19 protein-coding genes, 2 tRNA genes, 3 rRNA genes and 1 pseudogene are annotated in these 23,481 nt (G+C 40.0%); 15 read left to right on the top strand and 10 right to left on the bottom strand.

The features are described from left to right. Window positions 1-185: 185 nt before the first annotated feature. The 6 genes from CYP51_RS02215 to CYP51_RS10235 all read left to right on the top strand — a co-directional run bounded on the left by CYP51_RS02215 (window position 186) and on the right by CYP51_RS10235 (window position 6,107). Window positions 186-1,696 (top strand): 16S ribosomal RNA (locus CYP51_RS02215). A gap of 94 nt (window positions 1,697-1,790) precedes the next feature. Continuing rightward, window positions 1,791-1,867, top strand: a tRNA-Ile gene (locus CYP51_RS02210). A gap of 12 nt (window positions 1,868-1,879) precedes the next feature. Beyond that, window positions 1,880-1,955 (top strand) — tRNA-Ala (locus CYP51_RS02205). Window positions 1,956-2,282: 327 nt separating this feature from the next. Next, a 23S ribosomal RNA gene (locus CYP51_RS02200) occupies window positions 2,283-5,186 on the top strand. Window positions 5,187-5,319: 133 nt separating this feature from the next. Next, window positions 5,320-5,438: ribosomal RNA gene (gene rrf, locus CYP51_RS02195) — 5S ribosomal RNA — on the top strand. The 16S, 23S and 5S rRNA genes sit together here with 2 tRNA genes alongside, the layout of an rRNA operon. A 222-nt stretch (window positions 5,439-5,660) precedes the next feature. Next, the gene (locus tag CYP51_RS10235) at window positions 5,661-6,107 is read left to right on the top strand and encodes a helix-hairpin-helix domain-containing protein (RefSeq protein ID WP_103624196.1); all 447 of its coding nucleotides are present in this window, start codon (window positions 5,661-5,663) and stop codon (window positions 6,105-6,107) included. A 177-nt stretch (window positions 6,108-6,284) separates the two neighbouring features. Here the strand turns inward: CYP51_RS10235 and CYP51_RS09890 are convergent, their stop codons facing one another. Genes CYP51_RS09890 through CYP51_RS02175 form a run of 3 tightly spaced genes read right to left on the bottom strand, consistent with a single transcriptional unit; the run spans window position 6,285 to window position 8,218 of the window. Further along, window positions 6,285-6,548, bottom strand: coding sequence for an Rrf2 family transcriptional regulator (locus CYP51_RS09890; protein WP_219809026.1), 264 nt, complete (start codon window positions 6,546-6,548; stop codon window positions 6,285-6,287). Continuing rightward, the gene (locus tag CYP51_RS02180; protein WP_021091672.1) at window positions 6,548-6,892 is read right to left on the bottom strand and encodes a hypothetical protein; all 345 of its coding nucleotides are present in this window, start codon (window positions 6,890-6,892) and stop codon (window positions 6,548-6,550) included. The genes CYP51_RS09890 and CYP51_RS02180 overlap by 1 nt, the downstream gene beginning before the upstream one ends. 3 nt (window positions 6,893-6,895) lie before the next feature. Beyond that, window positions 6,896-8,218 (bottom strand): NFACT RNA binding domain-containing protein, encoded by a 1,323-nt coding sequence (locus tag CYP51_RS02175; protein ID WP_103624195.1) that lies wholly within the window; start codon window positions 8,216-8,218, stop codon window positions 6,896-6,898. Between the two features lie 306 nt (window positions 8,219-8,524). Between CYP51_RS02175 and CYP51_RS09985 the strand changes: the two genes are divergently transcribed. The 4 genes and pseudogenes from CYP51_RS09985 to CYP51_RS02160 all read left to right on the top strand — a co-directional run bounded on the left by CYP51_RS09985 (window position 8,525) and on the right by CYP51_RS02160 (window position 12,692). Continuing rightward, complete coding sequence (locus CYP51_RS09985; RefSeq protein WP_258032768.1) at window positions 8,525-8,668, top strand: hypothetical protein; 144 nt, start codon at window positions 8,525-8,527, stop codon at window positions 8,666-8,668. Window positions 8,669-8,760: 92 nt separating this feature from the next. After that, window positions 8,761-10,566: pseudogene (locus tag CYP51_RS02170) on the top strand (TonB-dependent siderophore receptor); the annotation flags it as partial. A 375-nt stretch (window positions 10,567-10,941) separates the two neighbouring features. Further along, window positions 10,942-12,216, top strand: a complete 1,275-nt coding sequence (leuC, locus tag CYP51_RS02165) for a 3-isopropylmalate dehydratase large subunit (protein ID WP_103624194.1) — start codon at window positions 10,942-10,944, stop codon at window positions 12,214-12,216. Window positions 12,217-12,224: 8 nt separating this feature from the next. After that, window positions 12,225-12,692, top strand: coding sequence for a hypothetical protein (locus CYP51_RS02160; RefSeq protein WP_103624193.1), 468 nt, complete (start codon window positions 12,225-12,227; stop codon window positions 12,690-12,692). 65 nt (window positions 12,693-12,757) lie between these two features. Here the strand turns inward: CYP51_RS02160 and CYP51_RS02155 are convergent, their stop codons facing one another. Next, window positions 12,758-13,015 (bottom strand): SemiSWEET family transporter, encoded by a 258-nt coding sequence (locus tag CYP51_RS02155; protein WP_021091682.1) that lies wholly within the window; start codon window positions 13,013-13,015, stop codon window positions 12,758-12,760. Window positions 13,016-13,142: 127 nt separating this feature from the next. On the opposite strand from CYP51_RS02155, the gene CYP51_RS02150 reads away from it, so the two are divergent. The 5 genes from CYP51_RS02150 (at window position 13,143) to CYP51_RS02130 (ending at window position 17,963) form a co-directional block, all read left to right on the top strand. Then, window positions 13,143-13,631, top strand: a complete 489-nt coding sequence (locus CYP51_RS02150) for a DUF7832 domain-containing protein (RefSeq protein ID WP_103624192.1) — start codon at window positions 13,143-13,145, stop codon at window positions 13,629-13,631. 105 nt (window positions 13,632-13,736) lie between these two features. After that, a complete protein-coding gene (locus CYP51_RS02145; RefSeq protein WP_103624191.1) occupies window positions 13,737-14,312 on the top strand; it encodes a molybdenum cofactor guanylyltransferase in 576 nt (191 codons plus the stop codon). After that, window positions 14,302-15,270: a phospholipase A gene (locus tag CYP51_RS02140; RefSeq protein ID WP_258032767.1), complete on the top strand. Its 969-nt coding sequence runs from the start codon at window positions 14,302-14,304 to the stop codon at window positions 15,268-15,270. The genes CYP51_RS02145 and CYP51_RS02140 overlap by 11 nt, the downstream gene beginning before the upstream one ends. A gap of 168 nt (window positions 15,271-15,438) precedes the next feature. Beyond that, window positions 15,439-16,833, top strand: coding sequence for a GntP family permease (locus CYP51_RS02135; RefSeq protein WP_103624190.1), 1,395 nt, complete (start codon window positions 15,439-15,441; stop codon window positions 16,831-16,833). Next, a complete protein-coding gene (locus CYP51_RS02130; RefSeq protein ID WP_103624189.1) occupies window positions 16,830-17,963 on the top strand; it encodes a glycerate kinase family protein in 1,134 nt (377 codons plus the stop codon). The genes CYP51_RS02135 and CYP51_RS02130 overlap by 4 nt, the downstream gene beginning before the upstream one ends. Window positions 17,964-18,282: 319 nt before the next feature. On the opposite strand, the gene CYP51_RS02125 is transcribed toward CYP51_RS02130, so the two are convergent. From CYP51_RS02125 to CYP51_RS02100, 6 genes are all read right to left on the bottom strand, one after another. Next, window positions 18,283-19,347: a tyrosine-type recombinase/integrase gene (locus CYP51_RS02125; protein ID WP_103624188.1), complete on the bottom strand. Its 1,065-nt coding sequence runs from the start codon at window positions 19,345-19,347 to the stop codon at window positions 18,283-18,285. An 80-nt stretch (window positions 19,348-19,427) separates the two neighbouring features. After that, window positions 19,428-20,288: an AMIN domain-containing protein gene (locus CYP51_RS02120; RefSeq protein ID WP_103624187.1), complete on the bottom strand. Its 861-nt coding sequence runs from the start codon at window positions 20,286-20,288 to the stop codon at window positions 19,428-19,430. A 5-nt stretch (window positions 20,289-20,293) separates the two neighbouring features. Then, window positions 20,294-20,476, bottom strand: coding sequence for a hypothetical protein (locus CYP51_RS10175; protein WP_178140078.1), 183 nt, complete (start codon window positions 20,474-20,476; stop codon window positions 20,294-20,296). A gap of 104 nt (window positions 20,477-20,580) precedes the next feature. After that, entirely contained in the window at window positions 20,581-21,831 is a 1,251-nt protein-coding gene (gene eno, locus CYP51_RS02110; protein ID WP_103624185.1) for a phosphopyruvate hydratase, read from the bottom strand. Then, window positions 21,831-22,928, bottom strand: coding sequence for a recombinase RecA (gene recA / locus CYP51_RS02105; protein ID WP_103624184.1), 1,098 nt, complete (start codon window positions 22,926-22,928; stop codon window positions 21,831-21,833). Before recA ends, eno begins: the two co-directional genes overlap by 1 nt. 63 nt (window positions 22,929-22,991) lie before the next feature. After that, window positions 22,992-23,480, bottom strand: coding sequence for an addiction module antitoxin (locus CYP51_RS02100; RefSeq protein WP_103624183.1), 489 nt, complete (start codon window positions 23,478-23,480; stop codon window positions 22,992-22,994). Between the last annotated feature and the right edge of the window lies 1 nt (window position 23,481).

Below are 23,481 nucleotides of genomic sequence, written 5' to 3'. Positions count from 1 at the left end.
TGTTCTTTTAACTTACAATTGTTAAACTATTAGTCAATCTTTGAAATCTAAACAAGTGATCGATTGAGCCAGTCTATTATTTTATAATTTATAATATATTAGACAAACTAATAAATAAAACTAAAAGTTTTTTTGATTAAAAACTTCATAATAAAATCCTATCAAATAAATTTTGATAGGTAATTAATATGGAGAGTTTGATCCTGGCTCAGAGTGAACGCTGGCGGCGTGCCTAATACATGCAAGTCGAACGGACAAGTAAGAGCTTGCTCTTATGAGTTAGTGGCGCACGGGTGAGTAATGTATAGCTAATCTGCCCTACACTAGAGGACAACAGTTGGAAACGACTGCTAATACTCTATACTCCTGTCTTACATAAGTTAGATAGGGAAAGTTTTTCGGTGTAGGATGAGGCTATATTGTATCAGCTAGTTGGTGAGGTAATGGCTCACCAAGGCTATGACGCATAACTGGTCTGAGAGGATGATCAGTCACACTGGAACTGAGACACGGTCCAGACTCCTACGGGAGGCAGCAGTAGGGAATATTGCTCAATGGGGGAAACCCTGAAGCAGCAACGCCGCGTGGAGGATGACACTTTTCGGAGCGTAAACTCCTTTTGTTAGGGAAGAACAATGACGGTACCTAACGAATAAGCACCGGCTAACTCCGTGCCAGCAGCCGCGGTAATACGGAGGGTGCAAGCGTTACTCGGAATCACTGGGCGTAAAGGACGCGTAGGCGGATTATCAAGTCTCTTGTGAAATCCTATGGCTTAACCATAGAACTGCTTGGGAAACTGGTAATCTAGAGTGAGGGAGAGGCAGATGGAATTGGTGGTGTAGGGGTAAAATCCGTAGAGATCACCAGGAATACCCATTGCGAAGGCGATCTGCTGGAACTCAACTGACGCTAATGCGTGAAAGCGTGGGGAGCAAACAGGATTAGATACCCTGGTAGTCCACGCCCTAAACGATGTATACTAGTTGTTGCTAAGCTAGTCTTGGCAGTAATGCACCTAACGGATTAAGTATACCGCCTGGGGAGTACGGTCGCAAGATTAAAACTCAAAGGAATAGACGGGGACCCGCACAAGCGGTGGAGCATGTGGTTTAATTCGAAGATACGCGAAGAACCTTACCCGGACTTGATATCTAACAAATCATCCAGAGATGGAAGAGTGTCTGCTTGCAGAAATGTTAAGACAGGTGCTGCACGGCTGTCGTCAGCTCGTGTCGTGAGATGTTGGGTTAAGTCCCGCAACGAGCGCAACCCACGTCATTAGTTGCTAACAGTTCGGCTGAGCACTCTAATGAGACTGCCTTCGTAAGGAGGAGGAAGGTGTGGACGACGTCAAGTCATCATGGCCCTTATGTCCGGGGCGACACACGTGCTACAATGGCATATACAATGAGAAGCAATATCGCGAGATGGAGCAAATCTATAAAATATGTCCCAGTTCGGATTGGAGTCTGCAACTCGACTCCATGAAGCCGGAATCGCTAGTAATCGTAGATCAGCCATGCTACGGTGAATACGTTCCCGGGTCTTGTACTCACCGCCCGTCACACCATGGGAGTTGATTTCACTCGAAGCCGGAATACTAAATTAGTTACCGTCCACAGTGGAATCAGCGACTGGGGTGAAGTCGTAACAAGGTAACCGTAGGAGAACCTGCGGTTGGATCACCTCCTTTCTAGAGTACATATAGATATTCTCTCACAAGATATCTATAAGAAAGATATTCTCAATCATCCTTGTTTAGTTTTGAAAGATTGATAGACCTATAGGGGCCTATAGCTCAGCTGGTTAGAGTGCACCCCTGATAAGGGTGAGGTCACAAGTTCAAGTCTTGTTAGGCCCACCAGAGAATTTAATTGGGGAATTAGCTCAGCTGGGAGAGCGCCTGCTTTGCACGCAGGAGGTCAGCGGTTCGATCCCGCTATTCTCCACCATAAAATAGTTTAACTGTATTAAGTCTAATTAGAGAGCTTAAATTTTTAAACTTTCTAATTAGACTTTTGTCTAAATGTTCTTTTAATTAATATTGTTAATAGTCACAAGCAAGTTTTAAAAACAATTTTACAGGACTTGTTAAAGATTTAAATTTCTAATCTCTTTGCATTTAATGCAAAAGTTTGACATCACAATCTATTTAGGATTTAAAACTTATCTAAATAGTAGTCAATGCTTTCCGTCTTGAGAGCTAGAATTTAAATATAGTAACATAAAGTTATCTTTAACAAGGAAGTGATGCGAATTAGAATAATCTAATATAGAAAAGGTAAGCTACAAAGAGCAAGTGGTGGATGCCTTGGCTAGTAGAGGCGATGAAAGACGTGCCAGGCTGCGATAAGTCTCGGGGAGCCGTCAAGGGGCTTTGATCCGGGAATTTCTGAATGGGGCAACCCAGTTAAGCGCGAGCTTAACTACCTAATATGGAGCGAACGAGGGGAATTGAAACATCTTAGTACCCTCAGGAAAAGAAATCAAAAGAGATTACGCTAGTAGCGGCGAGCGAACGCGTAATAGGGCAAACCGTTAGTTTACTAACGGGGTTGTAGGACTGCAATATAGACTAAACTTAGCTAATAGAATAATCTGGAAAGATTAAGCATAGAGGGTGATACTCCCGTATATGAAAGCTTTGTTTTACTTAGCAGTATCCTGAGTAGGGCGGAACACGTGATATTCTGTCTGAAGCTGGGTAGACCACTATCCAACCCTAAATACTACTACTAGACCGATAGTGCACAAGTACCGTGAGGGAAAGGTGAAAAGAACTGAGGTGATCAGAGTGAAATAGAACCTGAAACCATTTGCTTACAATCATTCAGAGCCCTATGATTTATCAGGGTGATGGACTGCCTTTTGCATAATGAGCCTGCGAGTTGTGATGTCTGGCAAGGTTAAGGAAACCCGGAGCCGTAGCGAAAGCGAGTCTTAATAGGGCGTTTAGTCAGACGTTGCAGACCCGAAACGATGTGATCTATCCATGAGCAGGTTGAAACCGGTGTAAGAGCCGGTGGAGGACCGAACCCGCTAGCGTTGAAAAGCTATGGGATGACTTGTGGATAGGGGTGAAAGGCCAATCAAACATCGTGATAGCTGGTTCTCTCCGAAATATATTTAGGTATAGCGTCATGTAGTAATACTAGGGGGTAGAGCACTGAATGGGCTAGGGCATACACCAATGTACCAAACCCTATCAAACTCCGAATACCTAGTATGTAATCATGGCAGTCAGGCGGCGAGTGATAAAATCCGTCGTCGAGAGGGGAACAACCCAGACTAACAGCTAAGGTCCCTAAATCTCATTTAAGTGGAAAACGATGTGGAGTTACTTAAACAACCAGGAGGTTGGCTTAGAAGCAGCCATCCTTTAAAGAAAGCGTAATAGCTCACTGGTCTAGTGATTCTGCGCGGAAAATATAACGGGGCTAAAATGAGTACCGAAGCTTTAGACTTAGTTTTACTAAGTGGTAGGAGAGCGTTGTATTTGCATTGAAGGTATACCGGTAAGGAGTGCTGGAGCGAATACAAGTGAGCATGCAGGCATGAGTAGCGATAATTGGGGTGAGAATCCCCAACGCCGTAAACCCAAGGTTTCCTACGCGATGCTCGTCATCGTAGGGTTAGCCGGGTCCTAAGCAAAGTCCGAAAGGGGTATGCGATGGAAAATTGGTTAATATTCCAATGCCAACTATAATGTGCGATGGAAGGACGCTTAGAGTTAAGCAAGCTAGCGGATGGTAGTGCTAGTCGAAAGGTGTAGGTTAAGATCCAGGCAAATCCGGATCTTTTTAAGCCGAGACCCCATAGGCGTTTGAAGTTCTTCGGAATGGATAGCGAATTGCCGATACTGTCGAGCCAAGAAAAGTTTCTAAGTTTAGTTATAGTTGCCCGTACCGTAAACCGACACAGGTGGGTGGGATGAGTATTCTAAGGCGCGTGGAAGAACTCTCTTCAAGGAACTCTGCAAAATAGCACCGTATCTTCGGTATAAGGTGTGCCTAACTTTGTGAAGGATTTACTCCGTAAGCATAGAAGGTTACAACAAAGAGTCCCTCCCGACTGTTTACCAAAAACACAGCACTCTGCTAACTCGTAAGAGGATGTATAGGGTGTGACGCCTGCCCGGTGCTCGAAGGTTAATTGATGACGTTAGCTCTGCGAAGCGTTTGATCGAAGCCCGAGTAAACGGCGGCCGTAACTATAACGGTCCTAAGGTAGCGAAATTCCTTGTCGATTAAATATCGACCTGCATGAATGGCGTAACGAGATGGGAGCTGTCTCGAAGAGGGATCCAGTGAAATTGTAGTGGAGGTGAAAATTCCTCCTACCCGCGGCAAGACGGAAAGACCCCGTGGACCTTTACTACAGCTTGACACTGCTATTGGGATAAAAATGTGCAGGATAGGTGGGAGGCTTTGATCCATAGACGCCAGTTTATGGTGAGCCATTGTTGAGATACCACTCTTTTTTATTCTGATAGCTAACTAGCTTGAGTTATCCTCAAGTAGGACAATGTCTGGTGGGTAGTTTGACTGGGGCGGTCGCCTCCCAAAATGTAACGGAGGCTTACAAAGGTTGGCTCAGAACGGTTGGAAATCGTTCGTAGAGTATAAAGGCATAAGCCAGCTTAACTGCGAGACACACACGTCAAGCAGAGACGAAAGTCGGTCTTAGTGATCCGGTGGTTCTGTGTGGAAGGGCCATCGCTCAAAGGATAAAAGGTACCCCGGGGATAACAGGCTGATCTCCCCCAAGAGCTCACATCGACGGGGAGGTTTGGCACCTCGATGTCGGCTCATCGCATCCTGGGGCTGGAGCAGGTCCCAAGGGTATGGCTGTTCGCCATTTAAAGCGGTACGCGAGCTGGGTTCAGAACGTCGTGAGACAGTTCGGTCCCTATCTGCCGTGGGCGTAAGAAGATTGAGGAGAGTTGACCCTAGTACGAGAGGACCGGGTCGAACCAACCACTGGTGTACGAGTTGTTCTGCCAAGAGCACCGCTCGGTAGCTATGTTGGGATGTGATAACTGCTGAAAGCATCTAAGCAGGAAGCCAACTCCAAGATGAATCTTCTTTTAAGAGCTCATATAGACTATGTGTTTGATAGGCTGGGTGTGTAATGGATGAAAGTCCTTTAGCTGACCAGTACTAATAGCTCGTCTGCTTATCTTTTAATAAGCATCACTTCCTTGTTAAGGATAAAAACTTAATAAGATATGTTTTTATAAAACTTTGTTTATGACTTTTAACTTTATCAAGTAGTGTTAAATAAGAGATTTATCTAATATATCTTTTATTTAACACTGCCCGTGACTATACAGACGAGGAAACGCCTTGCTCCATCTCGAACCAAGAAGCTAAGCTCGTCCTGGCTGATGATACTCTCCCTTACTGGGATGTTGGAAAAGTAGGTCGTTGCGGGCTTTGTTAATTTTTAATCTTCTTTATCTAAACAATTATCTTTTAATATTTATTTCTTAATTTATAATAAAATATCAAATCTTACATTTATTTATATTCTTAAATAATTAGACTTTTTATCTTTACATTTATAAATATTTTTTAGTTTATGCTTTTATACGGGTGTTGACTAAAAACACCAAATATGATAGACTCCAAACCCAAATTTACCCAAAAAGGACAAAAATGAAAAAGATTATATTCTCACTATTAGCAGCAGCTTCTACATTACTAGCAGCCATAAATTTAAACACCGCCACAAAAGAAGAGTTAATGAGCTTAGATGGTATAGGTTCTTCAAAGGCAGATGCAATAATAGAGTATAGAAAAGCAAATAAATTTAACTCAATAGAAGACATAAAAAATGTAAATGGTATAGGCGATAAGACATTTGAAAATCTAAAATCAGATATATCAGTATCAGGCACTACAAAGATAGATGACACAAAATCAAAAATAAAATCTAAAAAAGATGAGATAAAAGAAAAAGCAAGTAAAAAGAGTGATGAAGTAAAAGAGAAAAAAGATAGTGCTAAAGATGATAGTATAAAAGAGATAAAAGATAAGAAAGAAAGCCTAAAAGATAAAGTAGAGAAAAAGAGTAAAGCTAAAAAAGAGAAGAGCAAAGAGTAATAAAATCTAGAAATTTATAAAAATTCTTACATAAAGTATATAAAAATAGTTAGGAGCGCATAGCACTCCTAACTAATAAAATAGATTGGTTTTTTATATATCTGCCTACTTTTTAATTATATAACTTAGTTTACCTGCTTTTTAATTCTATAACCTAGTTTACCTATTTTTTAAATTTTATAAATTAATAAGCTCATCTAATAGATCTTGCAAAGTAATGCTTCTTAAACTATTCTCTAAAGCTTCTTGTGCTTTTAGGAAGTGGGGGGTTAAAAGTCCCTCGATCTTACTGCCAAGTGGGCAGGCTTTAGGTGAGTCAGAGTGGATCTTAAAAAGTTTTTCTTTATTATTTACTGCGTTAAAGATTTGAAGGAGGGTTAGGTGTTGGGGAGTATCACTGACTTGAGATGTGGCGTTTGTGGGGCTGGGGTGCTTAGGCATCAAATAGTTATGTCAAGCATATGATGTTCGCTAGGCACTATTTCCTCATTATCTGCTATATTATCCAAATTTTCCTCGTCACTATCTCTTGAATTTTGTTTTTTGCTCTCAAACTCACTTGCCTCTTCTTCATTTTTTTGGCGTTCATGTTCCTTTTCAGGGTCTATTTTATAAGACTCTTCCATCGGACGCACCTCTTTGATCTCTTCACTTTGTTGCGAGGCAAGCTCAGCTGCCATTAAAGACTGCATATCAAATCTAGCTTGTTGATTTGCATGCACTTGCGATACTACTGGGGCATTTTGATTTATAAAGTTACTATTTCCTAAAGGTGTTACAGCCATTTTTTAGCCTTTATTTATGATGATAGTTTTATAGTTCGTATAAGTGACATTTGCACCGTTTTCACGTTTTAAATTTTCACGCTTAGTATAGTTTACCTCGTATCTGCCAGCTCCCTTTACACTAAATTCCACGCAAAATTTAGCTGCCATTTCTAGAACATCTTCAGGCACCCTACTCTTGTTTGTCTTGATAATGACATGAGCGCTTGGGCTATCCTTTAGATGTAACCATATATCGTCTTTTTTGGCAAGGTCAAGCAAATTTATATTGCCTTTTTCGTTTCTACCAACTAAAATTTTAAACTCTCTAACGTAAAAAATTTCAGCATTTTCACTCACATCTTTTACATGGCGTTCTTTTTGTTTTGCCTTATTTTTTGGGCTTAAAATTTCAAGCTCATAAAGACCGCTCGCTTCTTTTAAGAGAGACTTTAATCCTTCAAAAAACTCGATTTTTTCGCTTAAATTTCTCTTTTCTATCTCCACGCCAAGGGCTTTTGCGCGAAGCTTTTTTGATCTTGCGTAAAACTCATTTGCGCTATTTTTTGGTGTATCGCTAAGAGTTAGTTTTATCTCATTGTCATCAAAATCTTTTAGGAAAATTTCCCTCTCATAGCCCTTAAAATTTCCCAAATTTGCAAGCAAAAGCGATCCTAAATTTGAAGCTTCCTCGCTTTTTTTCATTAGCTCATCTTTGTCTTCAAGTGAGTTTAAAATTTCACTCATGCTATCTATCCTTTTTTGTACACTTGTAAGCTTTGCCTCTTTTAAGCTAGCTATCCTGGACTCATTTACTCTGATCGCTTCGCTCTTAAAAAACGCCTCAAAGTCAGTTATGGGCTCGCACGGTTTTTCTTTGATAGCAATTGCTGGAAGCTCTCTTAAAACTTCGCCAGTTTCTATTTTGCGGTAGCTATTATCGATATGTCTTAACGCCTCGATTATTACGTTGTTTTCATCAGTTATTACAGCATTTGTAAAGCGACCTGTAAATTCAAGATAGAGGATAAAATTTTCACTTTTATATGAGCCACTTTGCGTGCAGATAAATTTTAAAATTCTATTGTCTTTTAAGCATTCAACGCTTTTTATATGCGAGGCATTAAAGCGCTTTTTTAGGACATTATCAAATGGTGCTTGATAGATTTTTGCTTCTTTTAGTTCGTCATCTTTGTAGATAGCGGAGTTTGATTTGTTTAGATCAAAGATAATCTTCTCCCCATTAAATTCGATTAAAATAGCCATATCATTAATGCGTTTTGCTTGGTTTATCTTTGTAAAATTTGATAGATAACTTGCTATTTGAACTAAATGTGCGTACTTCATGTGGGGATTATATCAGAAATGTTGCAAAAATGTTTTAATAAAAGCATTATCGCTAGCTATGAAAGAATGGCAAAAATCTGTTTTCTGATCCATGTTTAATTTTTACAAATATTTTATTTGTAATGTTATTAAAATATAAATTTTTCGTAAATTTTTTCCATAAAAATTTAAAATATATTTTTATATAATGATAACTATTTTTATAATATTAAAAATTTTTTAAGGGATAAAAAATGAATAAATTTCGCATTAGTGCGGTGCTTTGTTTTGCTATTTCTGCTTTAAATGCTACTGATGTAAGCTTGGATGGAATTAAGCATTGAAGATAGCGCAGATGATGGTTACAGAGCCACAACTAGTGAGGTGGGCAAGACAAATACGCCAATTCTTGAGATACCACAGACGGTAAACGTCGTAACGCAACAACAGCTAAAGGATAAAAAGCCATAAAATTTAATGGAATCGCTTCAAAATGTAAGTGGTGTTAGCTATGCGAATACAACTTCAGGAAATTTTGATGCGGCTTAAAGCGTGGCTTTGGTGGCGGACGTGACGGCTCTATAATGCGTAATGGTGTATCAGCTGGTGTGACGCACAACTTTAATGCAACTGTAAAAAGCGTCGAGGTGTTAAAGGGCCCAGCAAGCTTGCTCTACGGCGCGCAAGAGCCAGGCGGTATCATAAATATGGTCACTAAAAAGCCAAAATACGACTTCTCAAACGAAATTTGGGCAGGTATCGGCAACCGCAACTACTGGAATACAGGCTTTGATACCACAGGACCTATTGCAGAGAGCGGATTTGCGTATAGATTTATATTTGATACGATGCAAAAAGACTACTGGAGAGAATTCGGTGAATATAAAAATATTCTCTTTGCTCCCTCACTTTCGTATAAAGGCGATGACTACCGCATAAATTTGGCCTATGCGCACACACGCTCGACCGATCCGATCGACCGAGGCATGTATCTCATTCCAAGTACTGGAAAACTACTACCCATAGATAAGAAAAGACGCCTTGACGAGCCATTTAATAAGCTAAAAACAAAGCTTGACACGCTAGATGTAAATTTTGAGAAAAATCTCGGCGAAAACTGGCTACTAAAGGGTGCTTATGCATTTTCTCGCTCAAAGCACGAGTACGGCCACATCAGGCTAATGAAGGTAGATTTAAACAATGGCATGGCAACTAGACGAAATGAATACTACGACGGATTTATCCACCGCACACATGTTGGATCACTAAATTTAAACGGCTACGTTAAAACCGGTGAGATAGAGCATAACTTGCTCTTTGGTATCGACGCAAAGGAATACTATCGTTATAGGCCAGGTGGTCTAAAAGATATGGGTAACCACTTAAGCATAAACATATATCATCCTATCTATGGAAGAGTTGGACTACCAACTGCCAGGGAGTCAAGCATCCAGTACCAAAAGCTAAAAACGATCGGATTTTACGCACAAGATAGCATAAATTTAACTGAAAATTTAATCTACTCTTTAGGAACTAGGTATGAATACTACGACCAAGTAGCTCGCGGCACAACTAGTGGACCAAATAGCACAGATCAACAAGATGGCAAATTTGCGTGGCAAACTGGGCTTTTATATCTACTAACGCCTCAGTGGTCGGTCTATACCAACTACGCACAAAGTTTCAATCCGCAAATGGCTATGAAAGGCGATATCGGCGATATAAAGCCTGAAGAGGGCAAAAGTATTGAGTTTGGATCTAAATTCCAAAACGATAGCATAACGGCTAGTGCGGCGGTTTTTAATATCAATAAGAAAAACATCATGCGTACCGTAAGTGGCGTGAGTACGCCAGTGGGCGAGGCGCGCTCTAGAGGATTTGAGTTTGACTTTAACGGCCGCGTGACGCAGGGACTAAGCGTGGGCGCTAGCTACGCATTCACAAAGACTGAGGTGCGAAAGGATAGCGGAGCGTTTGCCGTGCTAGTAGGCAAACCGCTAGAAGCCACGCCTAAGCACCAAGCCAGCCTCTTTGCTAACTACGACTTTAGCCACTTAGGCGCAAAAGGCCTAAGGATCGGCGGCGGAGCGAGGTACTTTGGCTCATGGTACACCTACTACATGAGGACGAATTTACCGGCCGTGCCTGCTGGAACGGGCTTTAAGATGGACGACGCGGTCGTTTACGACGCATTTATCAGCTACGATACCAAGATTGCGGGCTACGAGACGAATTTTTCGTTTAACGTCAAAAACTTGACCGACAAGCTCTACTATACGTCCTCATCGACCGGCACGCAGGCTAATATCATACCGATACAGCCGGGGTATGCGAGGCAGTTTATGCTGACTGCTAGCGTTAAATTTTAACATTAAGCGGCTCGTCTTTTCTCGCTATACGGCGTTGAAATTTAAATTTTAAGCTCGGCAGACCATTCGTCTAGCCTACGCTTAAAATTTAAATTCCGCCTTGTCTAGCGAAAAATACTTCACCTTAGCTTCTTACACTCAAATTTTGAAGTCAAATTTAATCAAATTTGCAAATTTGACTTCAAATTCGACTCGCCCGAACCCGTATCCCAAAAGCGTCAAATTTTGTTTTAAACCCGCGACGTATTATGATATTTTATCCAAGCCAAATTCGTATTTGAAACGCTCAAATTTTAATCTCAATCTCTTTTTATCCATTTTTCGCTAAAATCGCTAAATTTTAAAAACGCGCGGCATCCGCAAAAAAGGAAATTTATGCAAAACTCAAAGCAAACCATCACCGAAAAGATTTTCAGCGAGCACGTAGGACGCGAGGTTTTTGCGGGCGAGATCATCGAAAGCGACATCGACATGGTCATCGGCAACGACATCACGACTCCGATTTCTATCAAGCAGTTTGAGCGAAGCGGCGCGACGAAGCTCGCTAATCCTGACGGCTTTAGCGTCGTGATGGACCACTACATCCCCGCCAAAGACATCCTAAGCGCCAACCAAGCCAAAATCAGCCGCGATTTTGCGTATAAGCACGATTTGAAAAATTATTTCGACGAGAAGGACATGGGCATCGAGCACGCGCTTTTGCCTGAAAAAGGGCTAGTCATCCCAGGCGACGTCATCATCGGCGCAGACAGCCACACCTGTACGCACGGCGCTCTTGGAGCGTTTAGTACTGGCATGGGCAGCACCGACCTAGCTTATGCGATGATCACTGGCAAAAACTGGTTTAAAGTGCCTGAGAGCATTAAAGTCATATTTAAAGGCAAGCTTGATAAGCACGTTTATGGCAAGGATCTCATCCTTGAGATCATCCGCCAAATAGGCGTTGATGGTGCACTTTACAAGGCACTTGAGTTTAGCGGTGAGGTGATAGAGGGCCTTAGCATGGATGATAGATTTTCAATGTGCAACATGGCGATCGAAGCTGGTGCAAAGAGCGGTATCATCGCGGTTGATGAGATCACAAAAGAGTTTTTAAAAGATAAAAATTTACGCGATAAACCAAAATTTTTCTACTCAGACGAGGGTGCAAAATACGACAAAATTTTAGAGATCGATGTTACAAACCTTGATCCAGTTATCGCATATCCATTTTTGCCAAGCAACGGCAAGAGCGTAAGACAAGCGGTTCGTGACGATTTAGCCATTGATCAAGCATTTATCGGTTCATGTACGAATGGCCGTCTAAGCGACCTGCGTATCGCAGCACAAATTTTAAAAGGCAAAAAAGTAGCTCGCAAGACAAGGCTTATCATCACTCCAGCGACACAAAAGATCGCAAGGGCTGCCGAAAAAGAGGGCTTAATTGACATTTTCATCGAAGCAGGAGCGGTCGTGAGCAATCCAACTTGTGGCGCTTGTCTTGGCGGATATATGGGAATTTTAGGCGCAAATGAGCGCTGTATTTCAACAACAAATAGAAATTTCGTCGGCCGTATGGGCGATAGAACGAGTGAAATTTATCTAGCCAACTCAGCAGTTGTAGCAGCCTCAGCCATAGCAGGTAAAATCGCTGATCCAAGGGACTTATAAAAAATAATATGGATAGTTTGATATCTGACTTATTGAAAATTATACTTGGTGCAGTCCTAACAATGTGTGCGCAATGGGTGTACGCTAATCTAAACACGAAAAAAGAGAAAAATAAACTCAGGCAACAAAAGCTAGAGGAAGCGTTTATTATAGTAGGGGATATTTTAGGGGGAATACATTACAAAGTAGCTTTATTAATAAATCCAAATTTAAATATAGAAAATCCAAAATTTGAAATTGGTAAATTACACTCGCTTATCAGTTTTTACGCACCAGAACTGCAAGAGGACTATAAGGATTTTATGTCCACATATCAAGAATTCGGTCCGCTTATCCTAAACAAATTCAGAACTTTAGGTAGTGATGACAAAAGAATAGGGGCAACAACTGAGGAGCTAGTGCAAATGATCTTTTCGCTAAGCTCAAAAGGTAATATAATCAAAGAAAAATTGACTAAAATAGCGCAAACACTATAAATTAGTTGTTGCGGCGAAGCAAATAATATTTTATTGTAAAATCGCCACAACAACTAAATGGTGCATTAAAACGCTGTTATCGTAGCCAAAAGACCAAAGATTATGCCTGGAAAGTTTGCGGCAGAAAGTGGATAGTCTTTTTTAGCTTTTAATAGTCCGTAACTTGTCCAGATTGTGCAGTTTAGTGCGGCTGCCAGTGGCTGTATAAAAGGCGTCTTGTTGCCGTCAAGGTTGCCCATTATTTGTGGGATGTATGAAAAGTACATAACAACTGATAGGCATGTGCCGATCCAGCCTAAAATTTGTAGATTTTTTTCGCTCATTGCTTCTCCTTGAATAAAAGCGCCATTATGTCTTTTTTAATCATAGCAAGCAAATGGATAAAGTAGCCATGATTTTTACTGCGATTAAGATGGTTTTAGTAAAATTGAGCATTTTAAAAGGATAAAAATGCCAGATATAGTATATGACAAAGCAAAATGGCATTGGGGTGCGAAAGATGCGCCGACTGATATACCGCATGAAAACGGTGCGACACACATTGCATTTTTCTTTCGCTGGTGCATGGAACACAAATTTTATTCAAAGGAATTTGCAGCAGATTTTGCGGACGATATAGCACAGATGGATGAAAATTTTAACTATCGTCAGTATCTTTTTGACGCTATGGACGGCGTACTTGGAAGTGCGGAGCTAAATACTGTTGGTAAAGCCTTTGCAAAAGCTTACTATACGACCGATCGGACAAAATTTGCCAAAATGTATGGTTGGTATTTGCAGGATTATACGGATTTTGTTTCGAAAAAATTTGGTGAAAAATACTTTGATAACGCCTATTTTTATATAGAAAACTCACAAGAAAACTATGCCTTGATCAAAGCTATTATTGATCGTCGCTACGAGGAATTTTTAACAATGAAAAGGGTAAAGCAGGCTTAAAATTTTACAAGTAGCATAAACAAAAATAAGTTTTTATCACATATTTTTGGTAGATCAAAGCCGCTTTTAGCTAAATTTAGCCTCATAACTTTCTTAGGGGAAAAGATGCAAACTTGCGTGATTTTAGCAGGTGGCAAAAGCTCGCGTATGGGGCAAGATAAGACACTTTTGCCATTTGGTGGTTTTAAGACGCTTACTCATTATGAGGTTGCGAAATTTAGCAAAGTTTTTGAAGAGGTTTATGTGAGCTCAAAATTTGAGAAATTTAGCCCGCCACTAAAGCTTATAAAAGATGAAAATAGCAATAACTATTCGCCAATGCTCGCACTTTACTCCATTCTTAAAAATTTTGATCATAGTGTTTTTGTGATCCCAGCCGATATGCCATTTTTTGATCTTAAAAGTTTAGAGGAGCTTGTTAAATTTAAAGATGAATTTGACATGGTCGTGGCTAGTGATAATGAGCACATTCACTCGCTTTGTGGTTTTTTTAGCCCAGGGATTGCCACTTTGGCTCATGAGTTTTATTTAAAAAATGAGCATAAAATCGGACTTTTGAGAAAAAGCTGTAAATGCAAAGTCATAAATTTTAAAGATAGTGAGCAGTTTTTTAATGTTAATTTCCCTGACGAATACGAAATGGCAAAGAAAATCCAAGAAAAGAAGATAGATGATGAGTAAAATTTTATTATTTTTAAGCCTTGGCCTTAGTTTTTTGATGGCAAGTGAGCTAGAAGATTTTAAAAGAGCACAAGAGCTGGAGCAAAGCGGCGACATAAAGGCTGCGATGCAAATTTATAAAGAGCTAGCCAAAAGCTCTTTAAACGAGCAAAACGCGATACAAAATTTGCAAGCAAGCGAGCCAGCGCCAAGAGAGGCGAAGCTAAAGCAAGCCGATCTTTTAAGAGAAGATAAAAGTGATAAAAATTTACAAAATGCACTTGGTATCGAGCTTTATAAATTTAACTACCTTTTGCCAGTAACTTATGCCAAAAATGTGCCAAACGATGAGCGAAAGAGCGTTGAAACTAAGTTTCAAATAAGCCTTGCAAAGCCGTTATTTTATGACCTGTTTGGATTTGGAGAGAGCCTTGTGGCAGCCTACACGCAGACATCTTGGTGGCAGATAACAAGGACATCTGCGCCGTTTCGTGAGACAAACTATCAGCCAGAAATTTTTCTAAATTTTGCTTCGCCAAAATATTTGGATCAAATAGGTATAAAAAACCTAAAATTTGGACTTTTGCATGAGTCAAATGGACGAGATGGCAAAAAATCAAGAAGCTGGAATAGAGCCTATGTTCAAAGTGATTTTGTTTACGGCAAGCTTAATATCTCGCCAAGGGCTTGGGTAGTGATCGGTGACAAGGGCGACAATAAAGACATCCTAAAATATATCGGACGTGGCGATGTAAGACTTATCTACAATCTCAATGATCACATATTTAGCCTTATGCTAAGAAATAACTTACATTTTGATAAAACAAATAAAGGTGCGGCTGAGATTTCATATATGTTTCCGATATTTTCAACTGGTGTTTATGGCTATTTGCAGTATTTTACTGGATACGGCGAGAGCTTGATAGACTACAACAGACACACTGATAAGATCGGACTTGGTTTTGTTATCTTGAAATAAACTTAAAAATTTATACTTGATAAATGGCTAAATTTGGGCAAATAATCATAAATTTGCCCAAATACCTCAAAAAAAATTAATTAATTAAAAAACTTAAAATATTAGAAAAAATATAAGCAAAATTTGCTAAAATCGTCTTCAATAATCTCACAACAAAAGGAGCTTTTCATGAGCGGAATTGCTTTGATCGTATGTTTTGTTATCGCGATCATACTTATGATCGTTATGATCTCTAAGCTAAAAGTGCATCCATTTTTAGCACTTATGAGTATATCTTTGATCCTTGCGATCGTCGCAGGTATCGATCTATCCAAGATCCCAGCGATGATAGGTGTCGGATTTAGTGGCACTTTTAAGAGTATCGGTATCGTCATCATCTTTGGAACTATCATCGGCACTGTGCTTGAAAAAACAGGAGCTGCTTTAAAGCTAGCTGACATGGTTGTAAAGTTAGTCGGACAAAGACGTCCAGAACTTGCCATGCTTATAATGGGCTGGGTTGTCGGCATTCCGGTGTTTTGCGATAGCGGTTTTGTCGTTTTAAACTCTATTCGCGAGGCACTTTATAAGAAAATTTCAGCAAGCCCAGTCGCGATGTCAGTCGCACTTAGTGGCGGTCTATACGCATCTCACGTCTTTATCCCGCCAACCCCTGGTCCAATAGCAGCTGCAGGAACACTTGGTCTTGGCGGCAATTTACTCCTTGTTATCATTATGGGAACAGTCGTTTCAGCGCCTGTTTTAATAGCTGTTTATTTCTTTTCAAAGAGTGTTGGCAAAAGCGTGACTATCAGCGACAAAGATGCTGACGCTACTATCACAGCTAGTTACGAAGAGCTTTTAAAGAAATTTGGCACGCTACCTAGCGGATTTTTGAGCCTTGCTCCTATCATCATGCCTATCATTTTTATGGCGATTGGTTCTGTTGTCGATGTTTTAGCAAAACAAGGCATGCTTGATAAGGCTTCTTTTTTACCAAAAGTACTTTTATTTTTAGGCAACCCTATCATCGCTCTTGCTATTGGCGTGATCTTTTGCGTGTTTTTATTAGTAGAAGCCAGAAAGATAAGAGAATTTGACCACATCACGAACGAGTCTTTAAAGATCGCTGGACCGATACTCTTTATCACTGCAGCTGGCGGTGTTTTGGGCAATGTCATCACTGAGGCTGGCTTTGTAAATTTCATAAAAGAAAATGCAACCGCCATAAAAGCGATAGGAATTTTCTTCCCATTCATCATCTCAGCCGTACTAAAAACCGCTCAAGGAAGCTCAACTGTGGCAATCATCACGACAGCATCTATCATGGGTGCATTTAGTGCCGACAACTCGCTCATGCAAACACTTGGCTTTACAAGTGAAATTTCAGCTGCTCTTTGTGTCATGGCGATAGCATCTGGTGCGATGTGTGTATCTCACGCAAACGACAGCTACTTCTGGGTTGTGACAAATTTTAGCAAGATGAGCGCAGAACAAGGATATCGCACACAAACAGCTATGACGTTTATAATGGGCATCGTTGGTATAATTAGCGTTTACATATTATCTTTGGTGCTTTTATGAGAATTTTAGTTGCGATTGATTCATTAAAAGGCTCGCTTAGCTCACTTGAGGCGGGCCTTGCTGTAAAAGAAGGACTAGAAGAGATTGGCTGTGAGGTCGTTGTCAAGCCTATCGCAGATGGTGGCGAGGGTAGTGTAGAGGCGATGGCTGATGCACTTGGTGCGAAATTTATAGATACGATAGTTAAAAATCCACTTGGAATTGAAATTTTAGCTAGATATGCACTAAAAGATGACCTTGCAATACTTGAAATGTCAAGTGCTTCTGGCCTTACACTCATAAACCCAGACGAGAGAAATCCACTAAAGACTAGCACATTTGGTTTTGGTCAGATGATAAAAGATGCCATTGCTAAAGGTGCCAGAAAATTTATCATTGGCATCGGCGGAAGTGCGACAAATGACGCTGGTACAGGCATGCTTAGTGCACTTGGCTTTAAATTTTATGATAAAAATGGTGCTTTGCTTGAAGGAAAAGGCGAGAATTTAGCCAAAATTTGTGAGTTTACAGATGAAGAGGTGCTAAAAGAGCTAAAGGAGTGCGAGTTTTTAATAGCCTGCGATGTAGACAATCCGCTTTATGGCATGAATGGAGCAGCCCATGTTTATGCCCCTCAAAAGGGTGCAAATGGCCGCATGGTAAAAGAGCTTGATGATGGGCTAAAACACTTTGCAGCTCTTGTAAAGGAAAAGACTAATAGCAGACTTCACACACAAAAAGGTGCTGGCGCAGCTGGCGGACTTGGTTTTGCATTCGTGGCATTTTTAGGAGCGAAACTTCGCCCAGGTATTGAGATCATTACGCAGACCATCTCACTTGAGGATGAGATCAAAAAGGCTGATCTAGTCATCACTGGCGAAGGCCGTATGGACTTTCAAAGCTCAATGGGTAAGACACCAACTGGGGTTGCAAAACTAGCAAAAAAGTATCATAAGCCAGTGATCGCATTTGCTGGAAGCGTGCAAAAATGCGCCAAAGATTGCCACAAAAATGGGATTGATGCCTATTTTTGTATATTAAATGAGCCAGTGAGTCTTGAAGAAGCGATGAGAAAAGATGTCGCGATTAGAAATTTAAAGATGACAGCAGAACAGGCCGTAAGACTCTTTAAAGTAGCAAATAAACTTTGATATTTAGCAGGCTGGTAAAATTTTACTAGCCCTTAAATCTGATGATTGATTTATAAAAATGGCTATTGTTGGTTTGGGATATAAATTTTTAAAAGGTTTTTATTAATCTTAAATATAAACTAAAGCTTTAAATTTTTATTTCTTAGTTACTATTTATTCTTAAATTTTGCCATCATTTTTTCATTGTATTTATATGAAAGACGTTTTTAAATCCCAACAAATCTCACTACTAGGTGGAATTATCTAAATTTGTAAATCACGTATAAGTTTTCTCATAAAGCTTTTTGTTTATTGTGGCTTTTTACACAAGAAGCAAAATCTACTCTCCAGCTAGATCCTCAGCCACTTTTGCAGCAAGTTTTAGCTTGTCACTATCAAAGTGTGTGTAAATTCTTGAGGTATTTAAGCTTGCATGCCCTAGAGCTTCTTGCACAAGGACTAGGTCTTTTTGCTTTTTATAAAGCATCGTTGCAAAGGTATGACGCAGCATGTGAGCGCCATTTTTCTCTTTTCTGATCCCAGCTTTAAAAAGGATTTGCTCCACTATGCGGCTTACGTACGCCTGTGTCAGCCTGGTGCCTTTTTTGTTTATAAAAAGATAACCTTCTTTGTTGATGTAGTTTATTGCGATCGCGTTTAGATGAGCTTCTATGAGGTGACGTTTTATCATAACGATGCGGTATTTATTACCTTTGCCACGAATTCTAATGATAAAAAGATCACCATCTTCAGTGATATCTTTCCTCTTTAAATTTAGGGCCTCACTTACACGAATGCCAGTAAAAATTATCGTTTTTATTATGAGCTTATTGCGATTTGAGTTTTGCTTAAAGTCGCTCTGCTCAATCGCATCTAGAAATTTCTTAACCTCATCCTCGCCCATAAACTCGGGCAACTTTTGCCCTTTGTTGCCGCTAACTCCACCCCAGTTTTTTAAATTTATATCAAAAACATGAGCTTTGCCGTCCTCTTCGTTTTGTTTGTCTAAAAATGCAAAGAAATTTATCACTGAGATGCGGTAATTTTTCTTGCTAGCATCACTTAACCCACCAGTTGTGCTAGCTAGTATTTCACTTAACAGCTCTTCATCAATCTGCTTTAGGCTACTAAGCTCATAAAATTTCATCGTCTCATATATTTTTTTAAGTGGGTTAAAGTAGGTATTTATGCCAGTAAGCCCTGCGTTTCTTGCGCTTTTTACCAAGCCATCAAGCTGATCAATGTTCTTTACCTCGCGGCTTAGAGCGTAATTCACACTTGCAAGCGCCTTTGGATCTCGAAGCTCTTTGTTTGAAAGCGAGCTAAGTTTAAATTTGACGTAGCGAGTGAGCCAAAATATAAATGAGTTTTCAAAATTATCTTTGCAATCAAGTGCATATTTCAAAACAATAACCTTAAATTTTTTATTTTGAAAAGTATTATATTTGAAATTTTATGAAACCTACTTTTTTTGAAATTCAAAAACTATAAAAGCTTAAGTACATACCCATTTTCTATGGCTTCAAGCTTATATTTATGCATTTTATCAAGCTCCAAAACCACCCTGAAATATCTATCATGCCAACCTATGATCACATTTTTAAAATGTTCATTTTCAAGTTTTAAGCTCTTAGTTTTAAAGCTTCTTGGAGGCTTTGCAAAATCAAGAACAATCTTGTTTTTCTCATAAGCAAAATGCTTTAAATTTTTAGCTTTTGTGACGATTTTTAGCTCTTTTTCACTAGCTAAAAAGCTTATAAAGTTTAAAAATTTAACCACTTTTTCATTTTTAGTATTTTCAACTGGTTTTGCATTAGGCTCTATTTTTACTTCGACTACTTTTTGCTCAGCCTTCGTGCTAGTTTCTTTTATCTTTTTTGTTCCAAGATCGATAACCACGACATTTGGGGCTGGTATATCTGAAGTTTTATTTCTATCTTTGTTTAAAATTTTAGTCTCATTTTTTTCTATTATTATAGGAGTGCTTAATTTCTGAGTAGGTATCTCAGCCATCGTTACTGAAACATCTAGCTTTTTGGCTGCAACTGGCTCTGGAGTTTTCATCTTTGTTAGAGTAAATTCATCACCATGATCGATAGTTTTATTTATATCGGTTAGTCTTTTTTCTTTTATACTACCGTCATTTGCCCTGTATCTTATAGTAACATCTAGCAAAAGCATTGCATCGCTTGGAAATTTAAATGAAAGTGAATTAAAGCTATCAAATTTCTCAATGATATTTGTTGTCATAACACTTGTATTTAGCTCGCTCATAGGCATAAATGGATTTTCTCTAGCACATAAACTTGCTGTCAAAATAGATAAAACTAACCAAATTTTCTTCATCGTTCCTACTTTTTGTTGGAGTCTGGCTCAAGGCCTTGCAATTCAAAATAGTCTTTTTGTAGACGCGCGTTCATTTTTTTTAAAATTTCCACGTCCTCGCTAAGCCTCTCCTTTTTACTCTGAAGGCTTAGCATAACATCAAGTGAGCGTTTGCCAAACATCATATTACCCACATAAAAGGCAAACATAGCCACGCAAATTGTGGCTATGACATATCGTAATGTTGGTCTAATATATTTTACAATTTTATGAAATATGCCATCAGTGTTGCCATATTCGTCTAAAATTTCGCTCAAATATTATCCCCCAAAAACTCTCCAGCCTCAAGCTCGATCTCAAGTAAGCGGTTATATTTTGTATTACGCTCGCTTCTTGAAGTTGCACCTGTCTTTATCTCGCCAGTGTTTAGAGCAACCGCAAAGTCAGCGATAAACGCATCTTCGCTCTCACCGCTTCTGTGACTCATGATGCAGCGGTAGCCGTTTCTTTGAGCAAGGCGGACGGTTTGCATAGTTTGAGTGACTGAGCCTATTTGATTTGGCTTAATTAGGATCGCATTTGCGATATTTTTCTCGATGCCTTCGCGCAAAATTTTCTCATTTGTGACAAAAAGATCGTCGCCAACTAGCTGTACCTTACTACCAAGCCTTTTTGTAAGCTCAGCCCAGCCGCTCCAGTCGTCCTCGCTAAGGCCATCTTCGATAGAAAATATCGGATATTTTTCACAAAGTTTTTCGTAGTAGCTAATGAGCTCGTCGCTACTAAATTTCTTGCCCTCAAGCTCGTATTTGCCGTCTTTATAAAGCTCGCTTGAAGCAACGTCAAGAGCTAGTTTGATTTGGCTGCCTAGCTCATATCCAGCCTCTTTTACAGCCTGTGAGATAAGCTTTAGTGGCTCTTCATTGTCTTTTAAATTTGGAGCAAAGCCGCCCTCGTCACCGACAGCTGTGCTGTGTCCAGCTGCGTTTAGGATAGATTTTAGCTTGTGATAAATTTCTGTTGCAGCTCTTAGTGCCTCACTAAATGTGCTAAAGCCAAATGGCATGATCATAAATTCTTGAAAATCAACGCTGTTATTTGCGTGTGCGCCGCCATTTATGATGTTAAACATCGGCACTGGCAAGATACTAGCGTTTGCACCGCCAAGGTAGCGGTAGAGTTGGATTTTTAGGCTCTTTGCAGCTGCGCGAGCCACTGCCATAGATACGCCAAGAACTGCGTTTGCGCCTAAATTTGAGTAGTTGTGTGTGCCATCAAGCTCAAGCATCTCTTCATCGACTGCTTTTTGGTTGTAGGCATCAAGACCGATGATCGCCTCTGCGATCTTTTCATTTACATTTGAAACGGCTTTTAGTACGCCTTTGCCAGCGTATCTCTCGTCTTTATCACGAAGCTCGAGCGCCTCACGCTTGCCGGTGCTTGCACCACTTGGTACGATCGCGCTTGCCTCGGTTCCATCACTTAGTCTAACTGTCGCGCGGACTGTTGGGTTGCCTCTACTGTCTAAAACCTCGTGAGCTTCTACATCTTCAATAAATACCATTATTCATCTCCTGCTTCGTTTGTGTCGTCATCTTCGTCTTTTGCACCGCTACTTATTAGGTGATCTATGCCCATTGAGCCTTTTATAGCCGCTACTATCTCGTCAGAAATTTCTGGATGCTCTTTTAGGTAGGCTTTGGCGTTTTCTCTGCCTTGGCCTAGTTTTTCGGCCTTGTAGCTAAACCACGCGCCTGATTTGTCGATAATGTCGAGCTTTACGCCATAGTCGATGATCTCGCCCTCTTTGCTCACACCCTCGCCAAACATGATGTCAAATTCAGCCACTTTAAACGGAGGCGCGACCTTGTTTTTAACAACTTTTGCTTTTGTGCGGTTGCCGATAGGCTCGTCGTTTTGTTTAAGTGTGGCTATCTTTCTTACGTCTATTCTTACTGATGAGTAAAATTTAAGTGCATTGCCGCCAGTTGTAGTCTCAGGCGTGCCATATCCCATCATACCGATCTTCATACGAATTTGGTTGATGAAGATAACAGTTGTCTTCATCTTGCTTAAAATTCCAGTTAGCTTTCTAAGCGCCTGACTCATTAGTCTGGCTTGAAGACCCACGTGTTGATCACCCATGTCACCATCTATCTCGCTCTTTGGAGTAAGTGCAGCGACGCTATCAACTACGATAAGATCGACCGCGCCACTTCTAGCAAGCGTTTCAACGATCTCAAGTGCCTGCTCGCCAAAGTCTGGCTGAGAGACGTAGAGATTGTCAGTATTTACGCCTAAATTTGAAGCGTATTTTACGTCTAGTGCGTGTTCTGCATCGACAAACGTACAAATTCCGCCAGCTTTTTGCGCTTCAGCGATGATGTGAAGTGTAAGAGTGGTTTTACCTGAGCTTTCTGGTCCATATATCTCGATGATCCTGCCTTTTGGAACGCCGCCTATGCCAAGAGCTAGGTCAAGTCCTAGCGAGCCAGTCGGTATAGACTCGATAGCCTCAACCTCTTTATCACCAAGTCTTAAAAGCGTGCCTTTGCCAAAAGCTTTATCGATCTGCTTTAGCGCAAGCTCAAGCGCCTTTTTCTTGTCCGCTTCGCTCTCTGGGATAGCTATCTTTTTGTCACTATCTTTTTCTTTTGCCATTTTTTACCTTATAAGTTGAAATTTGGCTTGATTTTATCTAAAAAGAGATGAATTTTACTTGATTTACTCGCAAATTATAATATTTTCGCCAAGCAGCGCAGCGCTATCTATGAGAGCAAAAAGGTGCTCTTTTTCAAACAAAAATCCATAAATTTGATCTTCGTTTTTTAGTATCGCCAGCTTAAGCGGCTCCACAAGAGAGCTAGCACAAAGTGTAAGAAAGGCTTCGTCGATATTATTTTGTGAAATTTGAGGTTTGGTTTTGAAATTCTCATCTTTTATAAAAGAGATAAATTCCTCTTGAGTAGTAGATTTATTAAATTTAAAAATTAGTTTTTCTTCTAAGGCTTGAACTAAAATTTCATCAAATTTAACTAGGTCTATGCGATCTTTTACACCTAAAATTTTGGCAAAATTTAGTAAATTTTTATCATAATCAGCCACATTTTTCTCATGCTCGCTTTGCGCCTTTTTGGCCCTATAAACAGCGTAAAGACCAATAATCATAAACAAAACTGAAAGGGTAAAAACTTCTATTAAAAACTCACTCATC

The sequence above is a fragment of the Campylobacter concisus genome, from assembly GCF_002912895.1.
In the GTDB taxonomy this organism is placed as follows: domain Bacteria; phylum Campylobacterota; class Campylobacteria; order Campylobacterales; family Campylobacteraceae; genus Campylobacter_A; species Campylobacter_A concisus_G.
Note: the sequence above shows the minus strand (reverse complement) of the source record. Positions and strands in the feature narration are given on the sequence as shown.

What these genes read in the sequence shown, in the direction of transcription:
- CYP51_RS10235 (WP_103624196.1), top strand. Translation starts at nt 5,661, where the DNA reads ATGAAAAAGATTATATTCTCACTATTAGCAGCAGCTTCTACATTACTA.
- CYP51_RS09890 (WP_219809026.1), bottom strand. Translation starts at nt 6,548, where the DNA reads ATGCCTAAGCACCCCAGCCCCACAAACGCCACATCTCAAGTCAGTGAT.
- CYP51_RS02180 (WP_021091672.1), bottom strand. Translation starts at nt 6,892, where the DNA reads ATGGCTGTAACACCTTTAGGAAATAGTAACTTTATAAATCAAAATGCC.
- CYP51_RS02175 (WP_103624195.1), bottom strand. Translation starts at nt 8,218, where the DNA reads ATGAAGTACGCACATTTAGTTCAAATAGCAAGTTATCTATCAAATTTT.
- CYP51_RS09985 (WP_258032768.1), top strand. Translation starts at nt 8,525, where the DNA reads ATGGAATTAAGCATTGAAGATAGCGCAGATGATGGTTACAGAGCCACA.
- leuC (WP_103624194.1), top strand. Translation starts at nt 10,942, where the DNA reads ATGCAAAACTCAAAGCAAACCATCACCGAAAAGATTTTCAGCGAGCAC.
- CYP51_RS02160 (WP_103624193.1), top strand. Translation starts at nt 12,225, where the DNA reads ATGGATAGTTTGATATCTGACTTATTGAAAATTATACTTGGTGCAGTC.
- CYP51_RS02155 (WP_021091682.1), bottom strand. Translation starts at nt 13,015, where the DNA reads ATGAGCGAAAAAAATCTACAAATTTTAGGCTGGATCGGCACATGCCTA.
- CYP51_RS02150 (WP_103624192.1), top strand. Translation starts at nt 13,143, where the DNA reads ATGCCAGATATAGTATATGACAAAGCAAAATGGCATTGGGGTGCGAAA.
- CYP51_RS02145 (WP_103624191.1), top strand. Translation starts at nt 13,737, where the DNA reads ATGCAAACTTGCGTGATTTTAGCAGGTGGCAAAAGCTCGCGTATGGGG.
- CYP51_RS02140 (WP_258032767.1), top strand. Translation starts at nt 14,302, where the DNA reads ATGATGAGTAAAATTTTATTATTTTTAAGCCTTGGCCTTAGTTTTTTG.
- CYP51_RS02135 (WP_103624190.1), top strand. Translation starts at nt 15,439, where the DNA reads ATGAGCGGAATTGCTTTGATCGTATGTTTTGTTATCGCGATCATACTT.
- CYP51_RS02130 (WP_103624189.1), top strand. Translation starts at nt 16,830, where the DNA reads ATGAGAATTTTAGTTGCGATTGATTCATTAAAAGGCTCGCTTAGCTCA.
- CYP51_RS02120 (WP_103624187.1), bottom strand. Translation starts at nt 20,288, where the DNA reads ATGAAGAAAATTTGGTTAGTTTTATCTATTTTGACAGCAAGTTTATGT.
- CYP51_RS10175 (WP_178140078.1), bottom strand. Translation starts at nt 20,476, where the DNA reads ATGTTTGCCTTTTATGTGGGTAATATGATGTTTGGCAAACGCTCACTT.
- eno (WP_103624185.1), bottom strand. Translation starts at nt 21,831, where the DNA reads ATGGTATTTATTGAAGATGTAGAAGCTCACGAGGTTTTAGACAGTAGA.
- recA (WP_103624184.1), bottom strand. Translation starts at nt 22,928, where the DNA reads ATGGCAAAAGAAAAAGATAGTGACAAAAAGATAGCTATCCCAGAGAGC.
- CYP51_RS02100 (WP_103624183.1), bottom strand. Translation starts at nt 23,480, where the DNA reads ATGAGTGAGTTTTTAATAGAAGTTTTTACCCTTTCAGTTTTGTTTATG.